Source organism: Sulfurospirillum deleyianum DSM 6946, assembly GCF_000024885.1.
GTDB classification, from domain to species: domain Bacteria; phylum Campylobacterota; class Campylobacteria; order Campylobacterales; family Sulfurospirillaceae; genus Sulfurospirillum; species Sulfurospirillum deleyianum.
In genome coordinates this window covers 1,327,923-1,347,660 of the sequence record NC_013512.1, presented here as the reverse complement: position 1 = coordinate 1,347,660, position 19,738 = coordinate 1,327,923, and the positions used below count along the sequence as shown (strand labels likewise).

20 protein-coding genes are annotated in these 19,738 nt (G+C 39.7%); 15 read left to right on the top strand and 5 right to left on the bottom strand.

What is annotated here, in order from left to right; genetic code table 11:
* Nucleotides 1-3: 3 nt before the first annotated feature.
* Nucleotides 4-1,266 (bottom strand): O-acetylhomoserine aminocarboxypropyltransferase/cysteine synthase family protein, encoded by a 1,263-nt coding sequence (locus SDEL_RS06740; protein ID WP_012857101.1) that lies wholly within the window; start codon nt 1,264-1,266, stop codon nt 4-6.
* A gap of 415 nt (nt 1,267-1,681) precedes the next feature.
* On the opposite strand from SDEL_RS06740, the gene SDEL_RS06735 reads away from it, so the two are divergent.
* From SDEL_RS06735 to SDEL_RS06680, 12 genes are all read left to right on the top strand, one after another.
* Nucleotides 1,682-1,960, top strand: a complete 279-nt coding sequence (locus SDEL_RS06735; RefSeq protein WP_012857100.1) for a DUF2018 family protein — start codon at nt 1,682-1,684, stop codon at nt 1,958-1,960.
* Nucleotides 1,953-2,414: a hypothetical protein gene (locus SDEL_RS06730; protein ID WP_012857099.1), complete on the top strand. Its 462-nt coding sequence runs from the start codon at nt 1,953-1,955 to the stop codon at nt 2,412-2,414. The genes SDEL_RS06735 and SDEL_RS06730 overlap by 8 nt, the downstream gene beginning before the upstream one ends.
* 8 nt (nt 2,415-2,422) lie before the next feature.
* Complete coding sequence (locus SDEL_RS06725; RefSeq protein ID WP_012857098.1) at nt 2,423-3,319, top strand: polyprenyl synthetase family protein; 897 nt, start codon at nt 2,423-2,425, stop codon at nt 3,317-3,319.
* Nucleotides 3,319-4,620 (top strand): glutamyl-tRNA reductase, encoded by a 1,302-nt coding sequence (gene hemA, locus SDEL_RS06720; RefSeq protein WP_012857097.1) that lies wholly within the window; start codon nt 3,319-3,321, stop codon nt 4,618-4,620. The genes SDEL_RS06725 and hemA overlap by 1 nt, the downstream gene beginning before the upstream one ends.
* A complete protein-coding gene (locus tag SDEL_RS06715) occupies nt 4,620-6,323 on the top strand; it encodes a proline--tRNA ligase (RefSeq protein ID WP_012857096.1) in 1,704 nt (567 codons plus the stop codon). The genes hemA and SDEL_RS06715 overlap by 1 nt, the downstream gene beginning before the upstream one ends.
* Entirely contained in the window at nt 6,320-6,745 is a 426-nt protein-coding gene (locus SDEL_RS06710; RefSeq protein WP_012857095.1) for an FxsA family protein, read from the top strand. The genes SDEL_RS06715 and SDEL_RS06710 overlap by 4 nt, the downstream gene beginning before the upstream one ends.
* Nucleotides 6,711-7,064, top strand: coding sequence for a hypothetical protein (locus SDEL_RS06705; protein WP_012857094.1), 354 nt, complete (start codon nt 6,711-6,713; stop codon nt 7,062-7,064). The genes SDEL_RS06710 and SDEL_RS06705 overlap by 35 nt, the downstream gene beginning before the upstream one ends.
* A gap of 12 nt (nt 7,065-7,076) precedes the next feature.
* A complete protein-coding gene (gene hemC / locus SDEL_RS06700) occupies nt 7,077-8,021 on the top strand; it encodes a hydroxymethylbilane synthase (RefSeq protein WP_012857093.1) in 945 nt (314 codons plus the stop codon).
* A gap of 9 nt (nt 8,022-8,030) precedes the next feature.
* Entirely contained in the window at nt 8,031-9,839 is a 1,809-nt protein-coding gene (locus SDEL_RS06695; RefSeq protein ID WP_012857092.1) for a menaquinone biosynthesis decarboxylase, read from the top strand.
* A gap of 120 nt (nt 9,840-9,959) precedes the next feature.
* Nucleotides 9,960-10,553 carry a hypothetical protein gene (locus SDEL_RS06690; protein ID WP_012857091.1) on the top strand — a complete coding sequence of 198 codons (594 nt, stop codon included), beginning with the start codon at nt 9,960-9,962 and terminating at the stop codon, nt 10,551-10,553.
* A gap of 86 nt (nt 10,554-10,639) precedes the next feature.
* The gene (locus tag SDEL_RS06685; RefSeq protein ID WP_012857090.1) at nt 10,640-11,290 is read left to right on the top strand and encodes a ferritin family protein; all 651 of its coding nucleotides are present in this window, start codon (nt 10,640-10,642) and stop codon (nt 11,288-11,290) included.
* 42 nt (nt 11,291-11,332) lie between these two features.
* The gene (locus SDEL_RS06680; RefSeq protein ID WP_012857089.1) at nt 11,333-11,881 is read left to right on the top strand and encodes a hypothetical protein; all 549 of its coding nucleotides are present in this window, start codon (nt 11,333-11,335) and stop codon (nt 11,879-11,881) included.
* 43 nt (nt 11,882-11,924) lie between these two features.
* Here the strand turns inward: SDEL_RS06680 and SDEL_RS06675 are convergent, their stop codons facing one another.
* Nucleotides 11,925-12,371, bottom strand: coding sequence for a hypothetical protein (locus tag SDEL_RS06675; RefSeq protein WP_012857088.1), 447 nt, complete (start codon nt 12,369-12,371; stop codon nt 11,925-11,927).
* Nucleotides 12,372-12,628: 257 nt separating this feature from the next.
* On the opposite strand from SDEL_RS06675, the gene SDEL_RS06670 reads away from it, so the two are divergent.
* Together SDEL_RS06670 and SDEL_RS06665 are read left to right on the top strand one after the other, a co-directional pair.
* Complete coding sequence (locus SDEL_RS06670; protein WP_012857087.1) at nt 12,629-14,743, top strand: methyl-accepting chemotaxis protein; 2,115 nt, start codon at nt 12,629-12,631, stop codon at nt 14,741-14,743.
* Nucleotides 14,744-14,813: 70 nt separating this feature from the next.
* On the top strand, nt 14,814-16,175 hold the full coding sequence (locus tag SDEL_RS06665) for a class II 3-deoxy-7-phosphoheptulonate synthase (protein ID WP_012857086.1): 1,362 nt from the start codon (nt 14,814-14,816) through the stop codon (nt 16,173-16,175).
* A gap of 46 nt (nt 16,176-16,221) precedes the next feature.
* On the opposite strand, the gene SDEL_RS06660 is transcribed toward SDEL_RS06665, so the two are convergent.
* From SDEL_RS06660 to SDEL_RS06650, 3 genes are read right to left on the bottom strand one after another with little or no spacing between them, the layout of a single operon-like run.
* Nucleotides 16,222-16,827, bottom strand: a complete 606-nt coding sequence (locus SDEL_RS06660) for a DedA family protein (RefSeq protein WP_012857085.1) — start codon at nt 16,825-16,827, stop codon at nt 16,222-16,224.
* Between the two features lie 14 nt (nt 16,828-16,841).
* Nucleotides 16,842-17,423, bottom strand: a complete 582-nt coding sequence (locus SDEL_RS06655) for an ATP-binding cassette domain-containing protein (RefSeq protein ID WP_012857084.1) — start codon at nt 17,421-17,423, stop codon at nt 16,842-16,844.
* Nucleotides 17,420-18,655, bottom strand: a complete 1,236-nt coding sequence (locus SDEL_RS06650; protein WP_012857083.1) for a glutamate-5-semialdehyde dehydrogenase — start codon at nt 18,653-18,655, stop codon at nt 17,420-17,422. Before SDEL_RS06650 ends, SDEL_RS06655 begins: the two co-directional genes overlap by 4 nt.
* A gap of 119 nt (nt 18,656-18,774) precedes the next feature.
* Between SDEL_RS06650 and SDEL_RS06645 the strand changes: the two genes are divergently transcribed.
* The gene (locus SDEL_RS06645) at nt 18,775-19,734 is read left to right on the top strand and encodes an NAD(P)-binding domain-containing protein (protein ID WP_012857082.1); all 960 of its coding nucleotides are present in this window, start codon (nt 18,775-18,777) and stop codon (nt 19,732-19,734) included.
* The last annotated feature ends 4 nt before the right edge of the window (nt 19,735-19,738 follow it).

Below are 19,738 nucleotides of genomic sequence, written 5' to 3'. Positions count from 1 at the left end.
TCCTTAACCTAACGCTTTGCTTAAATCTTCAATCAAATCATCGGCATTTTCAAGCCCAATACTTAAACGAATGAGTCCCTCTTTTACTCCTGCAAGTTCAAGCTCTTCATGTGAAAGTTGTTGGTGTGTGGTGCTGGCTGGATGGGTAATAATGGATTTAGAATCGCCAATATTCACCACCACGGAGAAGAGTTTGGTGCTGTTTAAAATATGTTTAGCAAATTCAAAATCTTCCACTTCAAAGCTCAAAAGTCCCGATGTTTGCGCCTCTTTAAAGTACTGTTTGGCTCTTATATGTAAAGCATCACTTTCAAGCCCCGGATAGGAGACTTTTTTAACTTTTGGATGCGACGCTAAAAATTTCGCTATTTTATAGGCATTGCGTGAGTGTTCTTTGACTCGAAGAGAAAGGGTTTCAAGCCCTTGAATGAGTAACCATGCGTTATAAGGCGAGATGGTCGCTCCAATGTCTCGAATGAGTGAAAGGCGAATCCTGAGTGAAAAGATAGGAAAGGGCAAATCCGCATAGACCAACCCATGATAACTCTCATCAGGCTCATTAAATTGTGGATAACGAGGGTTGCCAATGAGTTTGGCATTAAGCCCTTTAGCTTCTACCACAAGACCACCAATAGCACTTCCTTGACCGTTAATGTATTTACTCGCACTGTGCACACTCACATCAATACCATGTGCAAAAGGCTGGAAAAGAATAGGGGTAGCAACGGTATTATCACAAATAGAGATAATGTTGTATTTTTGCGCCACCGCAACAATTTTTTCAATGTTTGGAATCGCAATTTGCGGGTTGGAGAGGGATTCAAAAAAGATGGCTTTGGTTTTCTCATCGACAAGGGCTTCCAAATCATCTGCTTCATCGCTCTCAAAGACTCTTGCTTCAATGCCAAAACGTTTGAGTGTGTGCGTTAAAAGGCTGGTGGAGCCTCCATAGACTTTTTTTGCCACAATGATGTTATCGCCCACTTCTGCGAGGTTGGCAACCGCATAAAAAATAGCCGCTTGACCACTTGCGGTTGCAATCGCTGCGCCACCGTTTTCAACCGCTGCGATACGAGACTCAAGAACATCGGTTGTGGGATTGTTCAGTCGTGTATAAATAGGGCCTAACTCTTTGAGTGCAAAACGATTTGCTGCTGTTTCTGCAGAACCAAAATCGTAGGCGGTTGTTTGGTAAACAGGAACAGACATCGCCCCAAAACTTTGTTTATCGTATCCGAAATGAAGTGCCAATGTTTCTTGATGCATAGTTTATCCTTTTTTGGTTTTCTTGCCAGAAGTATAGAACAATTCTTTTTTAATGTCAAGTAACTTTATCAGAAAAGTAGTAATTAAAAAACAGGGATCTATTTTTCAAAGAGAGGAGGGCGTTTTTACCCTTTTTGTTCTTTACATGTAAAAAGAAAAAAGAGGTAAAATAATACATAAAGTATTTCATTGCATCTCTTGACTAACGCACTAAATTTTACAGATTATTATACACATAATTATATGTAAACATCGTTTTTAAGGCTTTTTTAGAAATGGTAAAAGCTTTAGTTTTTAAACTTCAACTAACATACTGTTAGTGTATAAGGAGAGAAAAACACTCACCATAGGGAAGGCGTTTTTCAGAAGAGAAACGTTATAATCCCTTCTTCTTGAGTACGATAAAGGGGTGTAGATGTTTAATGAAGAGGACGATGATTTTTTAATAGGAACACCGCAAAGTAAATTTTTTGACATTCTTTTTCATGCAAATAGAGAGATTGTTAAAAATAAATTGCTACAATGCATCGACCGTTACAATGCAATGGAACTTCTCTTAGAACAGCATTTGGGTGAAGAGGTTCTTGAAAAAGAGATTCAATCCACCCTTTTAGAAAAGAGTGATACTGTTCTAGAACGCAATCAAGACTTGTTCATTGCGCTTATGGGAGAGATTTTAAGCCAAAATGAGTAAGGTTTGTGTAGTTTTAAGCATCTTTTTAAGTACGTTTTCACTCTTTGCAGCGCCAATAGAGTACGAGTACCAACATCAGTTTGTACTTAAAAAAGATGAAGTCGGGTTGGTGTTGATTAATCGTAAAGAGGTGACTAAAAAACCAACGGCAGAAAATCCAAATAATGAGTATCTTCTGAAGTTACGTTGGACACTCTTTACCAATAATATGTTGACGCTTTTAGTCAACTATAGAGGCTATCCGACACAGTATGTGTTGGAAAAAAAATATCCTTTAAAAAGTATTGTGATTCCTCTTTTGCCTGATGGTGAAAATAAAATGGTGGCGCAAACCTACGCTAGAATTGTTTTTGCTGACTTTGATCAAAGGAATCGTGAGGGAATTTTAGATATATTTATAGAAGATAATGCACAACGCATTGAAGTTGAATTTAGACCCAAAAAGAAACCGTAGGATTGTAGGTGTTAGAAAAAGTCGAAAACTTAATGGTAGAGATGGTCGCTTCTTTAGGCGATGTACGTAGTGTTGAACTCTTGCATAGGGTTCCAAAAGGGAAGCGTTTACGCGCAAAATTGATTTTAAAAATTGCAGGCGTGAGTGAGGCTTCTTTAAAATTGGCGGCGATTGTAGAGCTGATTCATGCGGCAAGTTTACTGCATGATGATGTGATTGATGATGCCTTTACCAGACGGGGTGAATCTTCCATCAATGCGTTATTTGGCAATAAAACCGCCATTATGTTAGGCGATATTCTCTACTCAAAAGGGTTTAGTGAACTCACACATATGCCACAAGAAGTCGCTTTTACGATTTCCAATGCGGTAGCACTTCTTTCTGTCGGTGAGCTTTTAGATGTGGATCTTTCACACGGTTTTAATGAGAGCGAAACGCTTTACTTTGATATGATTTATAAAAAAACCGCCTCACTTATTGAAGCCTCTGCTAAAGCTGCTGCACTGCTGAGTGGTAAAAATGGCGATATTTACGCACTTTATGGCAAAAATTTAGGACTTGCGTTTCAGATTATTGATGATATCTTAGATATTACTCAAAGCAGTGAAGTGTTGGGCAAACCCTCGCTCAATGATTTTAAAGAGGGAAAAACAACCTTACCTTATCTTTACATGTATCACAAATTAACCCCCGAAGATCAAACTTACTTGTGCTCTTTATTTCAAGTAGAACTCACTGATGAACAGAGTGCGTGGATTAAAGCAAAAATGCATGAAACCGATGCTTTGATGGATGCTATTGCGTATGCAAAAGCGTTAGGTTTGGAGGCGTTAGATGCCATTAAAGATGAGGACGATGTGGGACTTAGTTCGATTATGAAAGAGATGATAGAAAGGAATTTTTAATGCATTATCTTACCATTAGCTTTACCCATAAAAATACTGATATTTCTATTCGAGAAAAATTGGCATTTAACACTGAAGAGAAGAGTCGGAATTTTATGGCAGCATTGGTTGCCTGTGAATCTGTGAATGAAGTGATTTTACTCTCTACATGTAACCGTGTGGAAGTGATTGCGAGTGTGGTTGATTGTCAGGCTTCTTTGCACTCTATTTTTGCTCATTTAAGTGCTATCTCAACCATCTCACGAGAAGAGTTAGAAGGTAGAGCAGATATTTACGAAGATAATGGAGCGATTCATCATCTCTTTAGCGTCTGTTCTTCTTTGGATAGTTTGGTCATTGGAGAGACACAAATTGCAGGGCAACTCAAAGATGCGTTTAAATTTGCGTTTGAAAATGGCTACTGTGCGCAAAAACTAGGTCGTGCGATGCACCATGCGTTTCGCTGTGCCGCAGAAGTGCGTAGCCGTACGGATATCTCTAAAAGTCCCGTCTCTGTTTCGAGTGTTGCGGTGAGTAAAGCGAAAGATTTGTTAGGAAATCTTGGAGGCTTAACTGCGCTTGTCGTGGGAGCTGGCGAGATGAGTCAGCTTGCGGCAAAGCATTTAATCGCCAATGGAGTTAATATTATTATTATCAACCGTAACCTTGAACATGCACAAGCTTTAGCTTCAGAATTAGGGGAGCTTGCTACCGTTGCTCCGTATGCTAAACTTACCGAGTACATTAACCGTTACCGTTTGGTTTTTTCTGCTACGGGAGCACCTCATAGTGTCATTACCGATGATATGGTTGAAGAGCGTGAGTTCTCACGCTATTGGTTTGATATAGCAGTACCTCGTGATATTGAAGTGCAGGGGTATAAAGATTTGCATGTTTATGCGGTGGATGATTTAGAAGAGATTGTGAGTAAAAATATGTCGCTTCGAGAAGAGCAAGCTAAAATTGCCTACTCGATTGTGGGGCGCTCAACCATGGACTTTTTTAAATGGCTTCAAAGCATGTGTGTGGATCCTATTATTAAAGAGATTCGTGACCATGCTAAAGAGTGTTCAATACATGAGTTAGAAAAAGCGATTAAGAAAGGCTACATCCCAGAGGAACTTCAAGAACAGGTCTCTAAGGTGCTTCATCATGCTTTTAATGCCTTTTTGCACTCTGCGACTAAAAATCTTAAAGATGTTGCTGAAAAGCCAGAAGCCGATACGATTGTCCAAGCGATTCAATATATTTTTAACATCAATGAAGACCAAACAAAACGTATGAATTTATACAAATGTGAATACCAAATGGGAGTGAAATAATGAAATTTTCAAAGCTATATGCACCAACAACCAAAGATGCGCCAAAGGATGCAACGCTTCCAAGCCATCAGTATTTGGTGCGAGGCGGGTTTATTGTTCAAGTGGGCAGTGGACTCTATAATTTTTTGCCAATGGGAAAAATCGTTCTGGATAAAATCAGAAATGTTGTCAAAGAAGAGATGGATGAAACGGGTGCTCAAGAGATTCAAATGGGTGTGGTCAGTCCAGCTGAGCTTTGGAAACAAAGTGGACGCTATGATGTCTTTGGCAAAGAGTTATGTCGCATTAAAGATAGAAAAGAGAATGAGTTTGTACTAGGACCAACCCATGAAGAGGTGGTTGTAGATATCGTGAGAAATCGCATTAACAGTTATAAACAGCTTCCATTACATTTGTATCAAATTACGACAAAATTCCGTGATGAGGCACGTCCTCGTTTTGGGCTTTTAAGGGGTCGTGAGTTCATTATGAAAGATGGGTATAGCTTTCATGAGGATGAAGCGAGTATGAAAGCTGAATTTGACGTGATGGAGCAAACTTATACGAAGATTTTTAATCGTTTGGGACTTGATTTTAGAGCGGTTGAGGCTGATAGCGGTGCGATTGGGGGAAGTGGTAGTAAAGAGTTTATGGTATTGGCACAAAACGGTGAAGATGACATTGTGGTGTGTGAACAGTGTTCGTATGCGGCGAATATTGAAGCGGCTAAACGTGCTCCTAAAACGACCACGCTTGAAGCACCAGAAGCCAATCTCTCTAAATTTAAAACACCTGATATGAAAACGATTGAAGATGTGTGTAACTTCTTTAAAGTGGATGCCTTTTACAGCATTAAAGCCGTGGTTAAAAAAGCAATTTACGTTGATAAAGAAGAGGTCGTTGTTTTCTTTGTACGTGGCAATGATGAACTGCAAGAGACCAAAGCGCAAAATGCGTGTGGTGCGCTTGATTTGGTCGATGCTAGTCTTGAAGAGGTGGAGCGAGCAGGCTTAAAAGCAGGATTTATCGGACCTGTGGGGCTAGAATGTGTAAAATTTTACATAGATTTAGAACTTAAAGAGGCAAAGAACCTTATTTGTGGGGCAAATGAGGTGGATTATCACATGGTCGGTGTGGGGATGTTTAACTTCAAAGAAGAGCGATATGCAGACCTTGTTGCGGTCAAAGAAGGCGATGTGTGTGCGTGTTGTGGTGGTAGACTCGGCATTACCAAAGGGATTGAAGTCGGGCATATTTTCCAACTGGGACAAAAATACGCCAAAGCGATGGGCGCAACCTTTTTAGATAAAAATGGCAAAGCACAACCTTTTTACATGGGATGTTATGGTGTGGGTGTGAGTCGTTTGGTAGCGGTGATGATCGAGGCAAGCCACGATGAGAAAGGGTGTATTTGGAACAAGCAAACCGCTCCATACCTCTTAGATATTATTGTCTCTAACAGCAAAGATGAGGCACAAAGTGCGTATGCTGAGGAGATTTATAGTGCTTTGATGCAAGAGCGTTTAAGTGTGCTTTTAGATGATAGAAATGAGCGTTTTGGCTTTAAAATGAAAGATTATGAGCTCATAGGACTTCCGTATGCGCTGATTGTGGGTAAGGAGCTCGAAGAGGGTTTTGTGGAGATTGTTGAGCGTAAAACATTAGAAAAAACAGTCGTGAAAAAAGAAGAAGCACTCTTAAAACTAAGGGAACTCTTAGCGTGAAATATTTTCTCATCTATCTCTTTATCGAAGTGTTCGTAAGTGTTAATATCTCTTCAGCTATTGGCGCATTTGCGACGTTTGGAGAGATTGTTTTTTCTGCCATTGTAGGATTTGTATTGCTTGCGAATATGCGTTTAACCTTGATGCAAAATATGCAGGCTTTAATGCAAGGAGAGATTAGTGTTGAGTCATTTGAGCGTTTGAATCTGTGGTCCTTTGTAGGGGCCTTATTGTTGATTATTCCTGGCTTTTTCAGCGATATTGTAGGACTTTTATTGCAATTTAGCGCATTTGCGACCTTAATCGCGTCAAAGCTTTTACATGTAAAAAAAGAACCGCCTCATTTTAGGAGTAAAAATCCACAGCTTAAAGAGGAGGAAATCATCGATGTTGAAGTTATTGATGAGCATCGCTCTAAGTAGTACATTTTTTTTGATGAGTGCCTACGCAGAAGAGTTTGATGTGGTGGATGTGAAGGTTATTGATTTTTTAGAAAAAAGTGTCGCTTCCAACGCCAATTATACGCTTGATAAAGTGACCATTTTACAAAAAGAAGATTTACCGCAGAGAAAGCCTTGGAGGGCTTATTTGATTCGAGTAGATGTTCTTTTAACGAAACCAGAACAGAAGCGTATCAGCATGAATGATATCGTCTTTACTGATGGTGTAGTGTTAAGTAAAGATTTTATTGAACTTGAGAGTGCTCAAAGTTTAAAAACAACCCTGTTTAAATCCCATTAAAAAGAGAAAGTGATGAAAAAATTAATTATTGCGACCCGTGGTAGTAAACTTGCCCTTTGGCAGTCAGAGCATGTCAAAGCGGAACTTGAAAAAGCGCATCCTCACTTAGCAGTGGAACTTTCGATTATGATGACTAAAGGCGATAAAATCTTAGATACGCCATTGGCTAAAATTGGGGGAAAAGGGCTTTTTACCAAAGAACTTGAAGAAGCGATGCTAAGAGGGGAAGCGCATATTGCCGTGCACAGTCTTAAAGATGTACCGATGGAGTTCCCCGAAGGCTTAAAATTAGGCGTGATTACCAAACGTGAAGATGTGAGAGATGCGATGCTCTCTGAAAAGTATGGGTGTTTAGAGGATTTGCCTCAGGGTGCAGTTGTTGGAACAACCAGTCTTAGACGTCGTATGCAACTTTTAAAGCTTCGTCCTGATTTTGTCATTAAAAACCTTCGTGGCAATGTCAATACCCGTATTCGAAAACTTAAAGAGGGTGAATTTGATGCGATTATTTTGGCAAGTGCTGGGATTAAACGTTTAGGACTTCAAGAAGAAGTGCGTTATTTTACCCCTATTTCAAAAGAGGTGATGATACCCGCTTCCGGACAGGCGGCTTTGGGCATTGAAATTGTCGATAATGCTGAAGTAGAGCGTTTGGTTTCTGTGTTGAAAGATGAGGATGCGATGATTGAGACAAGAGTCGAACGTGATTTTGTGACGCTCTTAGAGGGCGGGTGTCAAGTGCCTATTGGGGTGAATGCCGAAGTCACGCAAGAGAGTTTACATGTAAAAGCAATTTTGGGTCTTCCTGATGGCTCGCAGATGATGTGTGAAGTTATGAGTGGAAAACGAGAAGAGTTTGAAACACTGGGTAAAGTTTTAGCGCAAAAGGTCATCGACAAAGGGGCTAAGGAGTTGTTAGCACGTGCGGAGAAAATAGCACTCAGCGAAATTTTTTAAAGGGTAGGTATGCAACGAATCATAGCGCTTTTACGTGAAAATAATCTTTTACGTGTTATTGATGAAGAACTAGATATTGACTTAGAAATTCCTCACTTGGCGTATGTCGAGGTAAAAAAAGAGGACTCTCGTGCGCTTTTATTTACCAAACCTGTCAGCAAACGTCTGGGTAAAAGCTTTGATATCCCTGTGCTCATGAATGTGTTTGGTTCTACTAAAGCTACCGAGCTTATTTTTGGTAAAAATCCCAATGATGTCGCCCAACAGATAGAAGCGTTAATGCACATGAAACCGCCTACATCGTTTATGGATAAAATGGGAATGTTGGGAACGCTTTTTAATTTGAAAAATGCGTTGCCTAAACGTCTTAAAGGCAAAGGTGTTTGCCAAACGAAAGTTTACACCGAGCCAAATCTCTATGATTTTCCTATCCTGACAACGTGGAGTGAAGATGGTGGTCCTTTCATTACCATGGGGCAGGTCTATACGCAAAGTTTAGATGGTACGAAGCAAAATCTAGGCATGTATCGCCTGCAAGTCTACGATAAAAACCGTTTAGGAATGCACTGGCAGATTCATAAAGACAGCGCTCATTTCTTCCACGAATATAAAAAAGCAGGGCAAAAAATGCCTGTGAGTATTGGAATTGGTGGAGACCCACTTTATATTTGGTGCGGTCAAGCGCCGATGCCAATAGGCATGTTTGAGCTTTTACTCTATGGATTCATTAAAGATAAAAATGCTCGCCTTGTGAAATCACTCACCAATCCCATTTACATTCCTGAGGATGTGGATATTGTCATTGAGGGGTGGGTGGATGTTGAAAAGATGGAAATCGAGGGACCTTTTGGTGACCATACAGGCTATTATACGCTCAAAGAGCCGTATCCTGTGCTGGATGTGAGCTGCATTACATGTAAAGATAAACCCATTTACCAAGCCACCGTTGTAGGAAAACCGCCACTGGAAGATAAATACATGGGTTGGGCGACAGAGCGCATTTTCTTACCGCTTTTAAAAACCACAGCACCTGATTTGATGGATTATAATATGCCTGAAAATGGCGTGTTTCATAACCTTATTTTGGCGAAGATGAATGTGCTTTACCCCGGACATGCGAAACAGTTTATGCATGCGTTTTGGGGTGTTGGGCAGATGAGTTTTGTCAAACATGCCATTTTTGTCGATGAAAACGCCCCTGATTTGGAAGATTATGAGAAGGTAAGTGATTATATACTTGATAGAGTGAGTAGTAAAACACTGCTCATTAGCGAGGGTGTGTGTGATGCCTTAGATCATGCGTCTCCCAATGCGCTTTTTGGTGGAAAATTAGGCGTGGATTGTACAGGTGAGATAGTGAGTGAGCCTTCCAAAGTGCTTTTAAGCGATGAAGCCCTTTTGGAAAAAGTCAAAGTACTTGTTCCTGAAGCATGTGCGCTTAAACAGTATAAAACCCACACCAAAACACCGATTACGGTCATTAGCATAGAAAAGAAGAGGGTAGGCAAAGCGGTTTATGAAGCGTTAAAGCCTTTACGTGAGCATATGAAATTAGTTTTTATGGTGGATGCCACTGGAAACGATGTGGAGAATGCGTACATGCTGGTTTGGCGTGTGGTTAATAACATTGATGCACTGCGTGATATTTTTGTGGATGAGGCTTTTATTGGGGTGGATGCAACCACTAAAAATAGCTTAGATGGGTATACAAGGGAGTGGCCTAAAGATACCGATTGTGACCAAAAGGTTATCCAAACTCTCATTCAGCGTGGTTTGATTGAAAATAATCCTGCATTTTTAAAACACTTTCATATTTAGTGTTACTTTTATGTATATCATTCTTTTTTAATTTTAAAGAATGATATACATTTTTTAGAAATCCTTGCACTCTGGTTTAAAACGTATTAGAATAGAAGAATTCTAAGCAGGAGTAAGAAAATGCAGATGTCTTACAAGCCTTTAGTTGAGCGTTACCATATTCCTCGTCCTACGTTAATAGAGTGGCAAAAAAGAGTTAAAGAAAAAGAGAATTGGCGGGTGAAACATCTTGCTTATTTGAAGATGCAGCTTGATGTCGAAAAAGAGACTTGTCTTGAAATCAAAGCGTATGCGCCTTGTGTGGAAGACCTTTTTTTACTCAGTATCTATCTTTTCTTTTATGATATCCACCACTACATTCCCAAACAAGAACTTCTTCATGCTTTTAGAGCCTTTTCACTGGAAACACGCAATGGTGTTGTCTATCAGCATGAGTTTGCTGGGCGCATTTGGTCGCTTCGTATGGGCGAGGAATCAAGTAAAAAAATGGTCAATTACTACCGTTTATTTGATTTACTCAAACAACTCACCGCCTCACAATATGCCCTTTTACTGAGTTTTACTATAGAGTTTGTGGAAGAAGCAAAACAAAAATATGGCATTGAGACAAAAAATGGCTTAGAAGAAAAAACGTGGCAAGAACTTTTTACCTACGATAAAGCTTTTTCTCTTAAAGCAATAGAGACTTTTTTTAAAGAGAAAGGTATTTTATAAGCAATAATTTTTATCATCTAATGTTTAGTTGTAAATTAAGTCAAGATAGTCTAAGATAATATTTTTACACCCAATAAGGAGGAAAGATGAGACAGTACGAAACGTATAAATGCAGTAAATGTGGTAATGAGGTTGAAGTTCAGCACGTGGGTGGTGGAAAGTTGGTTTGTTGTGGAGAAGCGATGACCTGTACGACGAGCGATTTGACCGCAGTGAATTTGATGAAAGCGTTTGCGGGTGAGTCTCAAGCACGTAACAAATACGATTTGTTCGCAGATATCGCACAAGAAGAGGGTTGGCATGCCGTTGCTCGCCATTTTAGAGAAGCCGCAGAAAATGAAAAATGGCATGCACGTGCAGAGTTTAAAGCGTACCATAAATTGGTTGATGGCGCAGAAACTGAAATCACACTCAAAAACCTTGATAGCGCTATGGCGGGTGAGAATTATGAACATACCATTATGTATCCTAGTTTTGCAAAAATTGCAGAAGAAGAGGGGCATAAAGAGCTTGCACGTTTGTTCAATGCCATTGGAAAAGTGGAAGTAGAGCATGAACGTGAATACAAAGCCTTGCAGGATGCAATGAAAGAAGATGGCTTTTTCAGCGATGAAGAAGAGGAAATTTGGGTATGTGAAGTGTGTGGGCATATTCACCGTGGCAAAAAAGCACCCAAAGCCTGTCCATTGTGTAAAGTCGGTCAAGAGTATTTCAAACGCCAAGATTTGGGTATTTAACTTCAAGGAGGCATATGCCTCCTTCTTCAAAAGAGTCTTATTATGTCTAAAAAAATTTTGTTTATTGTTTTAGGTCTTTTGGTGGTCTATTTTATTGGTGAGGGTATTTATACCAAAATGACTTCAAAAGCGAAACTTTCAGCGTTACCGTGTCATAAAGAGGTGGTTGTTTTTGAAAAAATATATGAATCTGATCCATTTCAAAAGGCTTTAAAAGCGATTCAAGCGGGTGCTTTTGAAAGCAGTATTAGCGCAGAAAAAGCAACCTATAGTCCATCAACACTTTTTACCTATGTAAATCTTGAAGAGACAAGGAGTCGTGTGAATGATGCCTTAGCGGGGTATGCTAAAGAGAAAAAAAGTGGTACACCCAAGGTAAATATGGCTATTTTAGTCTATGAAAACGATATGGAACATCCTGGTAAAAAAACAAAAGAGAGTAAACTTTACCGTGGATATTTGGTCTTAAATGTGATGGTAGAAGAGGTGTTGGTTTATAAAGTTCAAATAGACTTTGTGGATTATGAAGCAAAAGATTTGCCTCAAAGAGTTGAGTGTGCGGTTGAAACATTGATGCGCCATGCGAAGTAGGTTTTAAAAAACCTACTTACGGCAACTTTATTTTAGTGTTGTTTTAAAGTGTTTCATAGGCTTCGAGTAAACGATCTCTGAGTGTTTCGCTCAGTGTTTCGCCATCAACACAGTACGTCTTTAAAAAGTTTTCTAATCCATTTAAAATTTCAAAGAGTTCTGCTTCAATCTCCTGAGCATTTTTTTGCTTTGCCATAAGGGTTTCAAAAAAGACGAGTTTACGAATATAATCAGAAAGTATCTCCAAGGCTTCTGTTTCTTCTTTGCCTTCACGTAAGAGGTAAGGGCGTTCTTCAACCATTTTTGTGCTATCCAGACTGTTTTTAATGGCACGTACGTGTTCTTGAATCACGCTGGAAAACTGAGCATAGCGATTGTGTGAATCCTCTTTAGAAAACGTATCAAGCTTCGTGGTAATTTTGCCTATTTGCTTGATTAAAATAAAGGCAACCATTCCCACAACCATCAAAACAGGAATTAAATGTTCCATCTACCATCCTTACATGTAAAACTAAATTGGCTGCATTTTAACATAAGATTTTCAACAGACGTTACTTCTTTTTGCGTAAAATTTGTTTTGGTTTTTAGTTGATTATTTTTTAATCATAATAAATGATTATTTTCTTGTATAGTTTTAGGATAAAAAGAGAGCAAAATACCTTTTTTGAGGTTTTTGAACTTATTTTTCTCTTAGAAATGTTCTTGGAATAGATGAACATTGAATCAAAATAGCAAGAGGAGTTTTGAATGCTTTCATTGAAAGAGAAATGGAACATTTTACCCAAATGGCTTCGCAATAAAAAAATGCTACATGCAGTAGAAACAGCTTTTGAAGGGATTGCCCATACCCGTAAACGTCTTTTGCTGACATGGAGTCATGAGATATGGCGTGAAGTGGAAAACAGTGCTACCTTGTTGATGGAAGCGGAAAGTGACATGACTCAAGTGCTAAGGGAGCAAGAAAAACTCAGTGAATCCATTTTAGAGTATTTTGTGGTGGATAGCTCTAAAAAGATGGTTTGGAGTTCATCCACACGATCGCCTAGAGAGTATCCCTATAGTGAAAATGGTTTTTGTGAAGCCATTGATTATACTTTATTAGGCAGTACTCAGCTTCTTTTTGGTCCTTATATAGACGATGATACGTCTTTCTTTCAATCTAAAAACTCTTCTTTTCATGATCGTGTAACGTTAGCGTTTATGAAACAGTTTACATGTAAGAATGAAAGTTATGTTTTGATTGCACGGGTGGCGAATGATACGTTAAGTGACTTGATACAACGAGAAGCGGGGCATATTTTTAAAGAATCTGGGGATAACTATCTTTTTATGATTGAGCCTTATTTTAGTAAAAATGTTAAAACAGGCACTGCACTTTCTCGTTCACGTTTTGAGGACAATACCTTTAGTTTTGGTGAAAATCTCAAAGAAGGGGTCAATACGTCTCATGGGGTTATTTCGATTAAAGAACATACGGAATTTGAGATTATATTTAATGATCCTGCGACAAACACGCTTCATCAAGGGGTTGCCAATACAATTAAGAAGGGAGAAAATCTCTTTTGTGCCTATCCTGGATATGCCGATTATCGAGGAATTCCTGTTGTTGGTAAAGGGATTACGTTTAGTTTGCCTTATAGTTTGGATAAATGGGGCATGATGTGCGAGGGTGATTTATTAGAAGTGTATGACATGATGCAATTTCGTCATAAAATTTATGCGAAAATGGGAATTCTCATTGGTATTTTTATTCCCAGTGCGTATCTCTTTACATTTACGTTTATGCCTTTTTTGAGTCATTTCCAAGAGGTCGGGTTGATTACCTTTGCTTCACTTTTGATGATTTTAAGTATGATGGGCAAGGAACTCTCAGAATTTTTTACCCAATATGCATCGCTTAGAGCGTTATTGCAAAGTTTTGTTGAAGGGGATGGGGATATTACAAAACGTGCCTCTCTTCATGTCTTTCCTAAAGATGAAAACCGCCGTACGGCGATTTGGATTAACAGTGTGATTGATATTTTTGATGCTATTTTAAAGAAAACAAAAACATCGCTTCTCAACTTGCTCAACCTCAATCAACATCTCACCAATACGATTGTGATGAGTGGAAAGAAAATTGAACAGATTGGGCAAAGTATTCAAAATATTGCTTTGCATATTCAAACCCAAAATCACTCGATTCAAAACTCTGTCACGAAAGCAAACGAGATGAGTCAAAAAATCGAGCAGACACAAACGCAAGTGGCTGAAAACTTAGGACAGGTAGAGGTTTCTATTGGAAATATTAAAGTGATTGCGAGCGATACCACACAGATTATGTGCACTTTGGAGCAAAATGTCGCAGAGGTTTCTTCGATGATTGAAACGATTAAAGATATTACCGATAAAACCAATCTCCTCTCTTTAAATGCCGCAGTGGAAGCGAGTCGTGCGGGGGAGCAAGGACGTGGCTTTGCGGTGGTGGCAGAAGAGGTGAGAAAACTAGCCGATATGACCGATAAGGCTACTGTACGCATTGAATCGATTGTACGGCATATTAACGAAAATGTGAATGATGCGCTTTTAAGTATGCAACATGTCAATCAGAGCGTTGATAAAGGTGTTGAAATTTCGATGCAATCTTTAAAAAGTATTGACACGATTTTAGTCGATCAAAAAGAGGTGATTTTATCCATGAAAGGCGATATTTATCAGATTTATGAAGACTCAAAAAATACGATGCAACACGCCGATGCCATTAGCAGTGAAGTCTATGAAATAACGCGTCTTAATAGACACGTAAAAACCATTTCAGACAGTGTGACGCACCATGTCAATTCGCTGAGTAAAACTGTCTCTCAGTTTAAGACATCCTCATAGCGCCAATCCATTCAATTCTCTTTAAAGCCAATTCAATTATAATAAAGAAAATCACATATAAGGGTCTTTTATGAGTTCTTGGACGCGTTCATCATGGAGAGAAAAACCAATTAAGCAACAACCCACCTACACCAATCAAGAGAGTTTAAAAAGTGTAGAGCAAGAACTAAGCAAATATCCTCCTCTTGTTTTTGCAGGTGAAGTGAGACAACTTAAAGCATCTTTGGCTGATGTGGTGCATGGAAAAGCCTTTTTACTTCAAGGTGGCGATTGTGCGGAGAGTTTTGCTGAATTTAATGCGGTCAATATTCGTGATATGTTTAAAGTGATGCTTCAAATGGCGGTTGTTTTAACGTTTGCGGGCGGTTGTCCCATCGTTAAAGTAGGGCGTTTAGCAGGGCAATTTGCAAAACCACGTTCCAGTGATTATGAAGAGCTTAATGGGGTGAAACTTCCAAGTTACCGTGGTGATATTATCAATGATATTGATTTTACTGAAGAATCCCGTGTTCCAAATCCAAAGCGAATGCTCAAAGCCTACAACCAATCAGCCGCAACGATGAACCTCCTTCGTGCCTTTTCTCGTGGTGGTTTGGCGGATTTACATCAGGTTCATAAATGGACGTTGGGTTTTGTTTCTGAAAGCCCTTTGGGAGATAGATACAAACACCTTTGTGAGCGCATCTCTGAGACTTTAGCGTTTATGGAAGCGTGTGGCATTACCTCTACGAATACACCTAATATTAACGAAACCGTCGTTTATACTTCCCATGAAGCGCTTTTACTCAATTATGAGGAAGCTTTGACACGACAAGATAGTTTGACAGGCGATTGGTATGATTGTTCGGCGCATATGCTTTGGATTGGCGATCGTACACGCAATGTCGATGAAGCGCATGTGGAGTTTTTAAGTGGTGTGAAAAATCCGATTGGCATTAAAGCAGGACCTACTACCACAGTGGAAGGTTTGATGGCATTGGTCGAAAAACTCAATCCCGAAAATGAAGCAGGGCGTTTAAATATCATTGTGCGTATGGGTGCGGATAAGATTGAAACCGAATTCCCAAAACTCGTCCGTGCGGTCAAAGCAGCGGGCAAACAAGTTCTTTGGAGTATTGATCCGATGCATGGCAACACCATCAAAGCATCCAACAACTATAAAACACGCTCGTTTGATGAAGTCCTACGTGAAGTGAAGGGCTTTTTTAAAGTCCATGAGGAAGAGGGCACCTTCCCTGGTGGCGTTCACTTAGAGATGACAGGTCAAGATGTGACAGAGTGTATCGGTGGTGCACAAGAGATTACCGAAGAAAACCTTGCGTGTCGTTACCACACCCAGTGTGACCCACGTCTTAATGCCAACCAAGCTTTAGAGCTTGCCTTTTTGATTGCGGACTCTCTCAAAGCAGCTCGTCAGCGCTTTTTAGCGTAGTTAAAACCTTTTTACATGTAAAGATAAAACTCTTTACATGTAAAGCCTATCGTTTACGTTTTTTCTTTTGCTGTAAGCCAATATAAATTCCCGCAATAAGAATGACAAATCCAATAACCCATAGCGTAATCGTATGTAAGTTCTCTTCTAAAAGGGATTGGTTTTCTCCAAAGTAGTATCCCAGTAACGCTAAAATGCTCACCCAAATCCCCGCACCCACGCCTGTGTAAAAACTAAACAGCCCCAAATGCATACGAGCAAGTCCCGCAGGAAGCGAGATGTATTGTCGAATCACAGGAATCAATCGTCCGCTAAGGGTTGAAAAAGAGCCGTGAGCTTTAAAAAATGTTTCAACTTTATCGAGGGTTTCTTTGGTGAAGAAGACATAATGTCCGTATTTTAAAAGGAGTCGTCTGCCTAATTTGACAGCGATATAGTAATTAAATAGCGCACCTGCGATACTCCCTACAATGCCACACGCAATCGCCAAAAAGAGGTTCATCTCTCCTTTGGAACTTAAATACCCAGCAGGAATCATCACAACCTCTGAGGGAAAAGGGAAAAAACTACTCTCTAAAAACATCATGGCAAAAATACCAAAATAGCCTAAAGCGCCAACCGTTTGTACAATCCAATCAATTATTGCGTGCATATACTTCCTATGTGTTAAGGTTTTAATTCAATGATTTTATCGCTGCACCATTGTGCCAGTGCTTTATCGTGGGTAATGAGTAAAATACCCACACTATCTAACGTTTTCATCAGCAACTGCATGACATGCAAGCTGGTGATATTATCTAAAGCAGAGGTGGGTTCATCCGCTAAAAGTAGCTTTGGCTTCATCAGCAATGCTCGTAAAATAGAACATCGCTGTAACTGCCCACCGCTAAGTTGATGCGGTTTTTTCTCTAACAAAGAGCTCTCCAAATGAAGAGATTCTAACAACATAGGCAGTTCTTCAAGAGAGGTAACCACATCTTTGATTTGGTTGAAAATGGTGTACGTTGGATGAAAAGAGGTGTAAGGGTCTTGAAAAATTTGAGAGAGTGAAGTGGCATAAATCTCTCCTTTTTGTACTTTAAGGTTCCTTGTAATCAGTTCAAACAGAGTACTTTTTCCACTACCGCTTTCACCCACAATCGCCACGACTTCACCTTGTTTTACATGTAAAGAAAAATTGTCATACAAAATCCTCTCTTTGGTATAGCCAAATGAGAGGTTGTCAATGCGCAAAACCTCATGGCTCATGTGCGAATTTGCCCTTTGCCATAGACTTTGAACTTATAGGTTGTCAAATCATTAATGCCCATAGGTCCTCTGGCATGGAGTTTATTGGTGCTAATGCCTACTTCCGCACCAAAGCCAAACTCGCCACCATCGGTAAAGCGTGTAGAGGCGTTCACATAAACACTCGCTGCGTCCACTTCATTTAAAAAGCGCTCCGCCGTGGTATAGTTTTCACTTAAAATCGCCTCAGAGTGCGATGAACCATACCGTGCAATATGTGCAATCGCTTCATCTACATCCGCAACAATTTTAATATTTAAAGCATTGCGCAGGTGTTCTGTGTGGTAATCTTCATCACTTGCAAGGCTTACATGTAAAAGCGCTTGTGTGTGTTCGCACCCTTTCATTTGGGCACCAGCAGCATCCAATGCTTCTTTCATCGGTGGTAAAAACGTAGAAGCAATCGCTTTGTGTACCAAAAGGGTTTCAAGCGCATTACACGCACTAGGGCGTTGGCATTTGGCATTTAACACAATAGCAATGGCTTGCTCTAGGTTAGCGTCTTTATCCACAAAAGTATGACACACCCCTTTATCGTGTTTGACCACAGGAATGGTCGCATTTTCACTCACATAACGAATCAGCGCCTCACCCCCTCGTGGAATAATGACATCGACGTATTTATCCATTTTGATGAGCTTTGCAACCCCCTCACGACTCGCATCAGGCAAAAGAGAGATGATGGCTTTAGGAAGCCCATATGCTTCTAAAACCTCTTGTAAAATGGTGGCAATGATGGTGTTGCTATGATGTGCTTCTTTGCCCCCTTTGAGCACACAGGCATTACCACTTTTAAAACAAAGCGCTGCGGTATCACTGGTGACATTAGGACGGCTCTCATAAATAATCGCCACCACCCCAATAGGAATGCTCACTTTTTCAATGCGAAGCCCACTAGGCACAACCCAACCCTCTAATACTCGCCCCACAGGCTCTTTGAGCGCTGCGATTTCTCGAATCGCTTTTGCCATCTCGGCGATACGTTTAGGATTGAGCAAAAGTCTGTCCATAAGTGCGGCACTTAAGCCATTTTTCTCACCCTCAACTAAATCGTTTTGATTTTCATGGATAATACGTTCACTACTCTTCTCAAGGGCATCTGCCATTGCCAGTAAAACATCACATTTGGTTTTCGGATCAAGTGTGGCAATCACCCGACTGGCTTCTTTGGAATGTTCTAAAAATGTTTGCACGAAACGACCTTTCTTATGCGATAATTTCGTTGGATTTTACACTTTTTATATTTAATATGTCATAAGTATGTCCACGCTATAATCCACCTTAATAAAGATAAAAAAATAAGGAAAATATCATGCATGAAATATATGATCTGGTGATCATTGGTGGTGGACCTGGTGGCATTGGCGCTGCGGTTGAAGCAAAGGTGTTGGGTATTGAAAATATTTTGATGATTGAAAAAGGGGATAACCACTCCCAAACCATTCGTAAATTTTATAAAGATAATAAACGTGTTGATAAAAACTACAAAGGGCAAGAGGTTAAACTAGAAGGTAGCATTGATTTTCGTGATGGCACCAAAGAGAGTACACTGAACTATTTTGATTCTCTGCTTGATAAAGGCGAAATTGATACCGCATTTAACAGTGAGGTTGAGAGTATCAGCAAAATAGGGGATGAATTTCGTATTGTGACCAGTAAAGCAGGGTATGTAGCCAAGTACGTTGTCATTGCCATTGGAACGATGGGAAAACCCAATAAACCAGACTATACGTTGCCTCTTTCTCTTAAAGAGCGTATCAATTTCAATCTCGATAAATGCTCCCAAAATGAGAAAATTTTAATCGTGGGTGGGGGAAACTCTGCGGTAGAGTACGCCCTTGAACTCTCAAAAACCAATAACATTACATTAAATTACAGAAGAGAGAGCTTTAGCAGACTCAATGATATTAACCTTCAAATGATTCAAGAATACAATGGTCAAGAAAAACTCAGATTGCGTTTGGGAATGGATATTGTGAGTATTGAAAATGAAAATGGTTTGCCTAAAGTCCACTTTACGGATGGGTACGATACGGTGTATGATAGAGTGATTTATGCGATTGGCGGTACAACCCCGATTGATTTTCTCAAAAAATGCGGTATTACTTTCACGGAAGAGGGTAAGGCTGAATTTGATGAAAACTATGAGACGAAAACAAAAGGGTTATACCTTGCGGGTGATATTGCAGTAAAAAGCGGTGGAAGCATTGCTATTGCTTTAAATCACGCGTATTATATTGTTACACATATGTTAAAAACACACCATAGTTAAGGTT

Excerpts from the sequence above, each read along its gene's own strand:
- SDEL_RS06660 (WP_012857085.1), bottom strand. The coding sequence starts at position 16,827 with ATGCACGCAATAATTGATTGGATTGTACAAACGGTTGGCGCTTTAGGC.
- SDEL_RS06665 (WP_012857086.1), top strand. The coding sequence starts at position 14,814 with ATGAGTTCTTGGACGCGTTCATCATGGAGAGAAAAACCAATTAAGCAA.
- hemA (WP_012857097.1), top strand. The coding sequence starts at position 3,319 with ATGCATTATCTTACCATTAGCTTTACCCATAAAAATACTGATATTTCT.
- SDEL_RS06715 (WP_012857096.1), top strand. The coding sequence starts at position 4,620 with ATGAAATTTTCAAAGCTATATGCACCAACAACCAAAGATGCGCCAAAG.
- SDEL_RS06685 (WP_012857090.1), top strand. The coding sequence starts at position 10,640 with ATGAGACAGTACGAAACGTATAAATGCAGTAAATGTGGTAATGAGGTT.
- SDEL_RS06695 (WP_012857092.1), top strand. The coding sequence starts at position 8,031 with ATGCAACGAATCATAGCGCTTTTACGTGAAAATAATCTTTTACGTGTT.
- SDEL_RS06735 (WP_012857100.1), top strand. The coding sequence starts at position 1,682 with ATGTTTAATGAAGAGGACGATGATTTTTTAATAGGAACACCGCAAAGT.
- SDEL_RS06730 (WP_012857099.1), top strand. The coding sequence starts at position 1,953 with ATGAGTAAGGTTTGTGTAGTTTTAAGCATCTTTTTAAGTACGTTTTCA.
- SDEL_RS06740 (WP_012857101.1), bottom strand. The coding sequence starts at position 1,266 with ATGCATCAAGAAACATTGGCACTTCATTTCGGATACGATAAACAAAGT.
- SDEL_RS06655 (WP_012857084.1), bottom strand. The coding sequence starts at position 17,423 with ATGAGCCATGAGGTTTTGCGCATTGACAACCTCTCATTTGGCTATACC.
- SDEL_RS06705 (WP_012857094.1), top strand. The coding sequence starts at position 6,711 with ATGTTGAAGTTATTGATGAGCATCGCTCTAAGTAGTACATTTTTTTTG.
- SDEL_RS06670 (WP_012857087.1), top strand. The coding sequence starts at position 12,629 with ATGCTTTCATTGAAAGAGAAATGGAACATTTTACCCAAATGGCTTCGC.
- SDEL_RS06645 (WP_012857082.1), top strand. The coding sequence starts at position 18,775 with ATGCATGAAATATATGATCTGGTGATCATTGGTGGTGGACCTGGTGGC.
- SDEL_RS06690 (WP_012857091.1), top strand. The coding sequence starts at position 9,960 with ATGCAGATGTCTTACAAGCCTTTAGTTGAGCGTTACCATATTCCTCGT.
- SDEL_RS06675 (WP_012857088.1), bottom strand. The coding sequence starts at position 12,371 with ATGGAACATTTAATTCCTGTTTTGATGGTTGTGGGAATGGTTGCCTTT.
- hemC (WP_012857093.1), top strand. The coding sequence starts at position 7,077 with ATGAAAAAATTAATTATTGCGACCCGTGGTAGTAAACTTGCCCTTTGG.
- SDEL_RS06680 (WP_012857089.1), top strand. The coding sequence starts at position 11,333 with ATGTCTAAAAAAATTTTGTTTATTGTTTTAGGTCTTTTGGTGGTCTAT.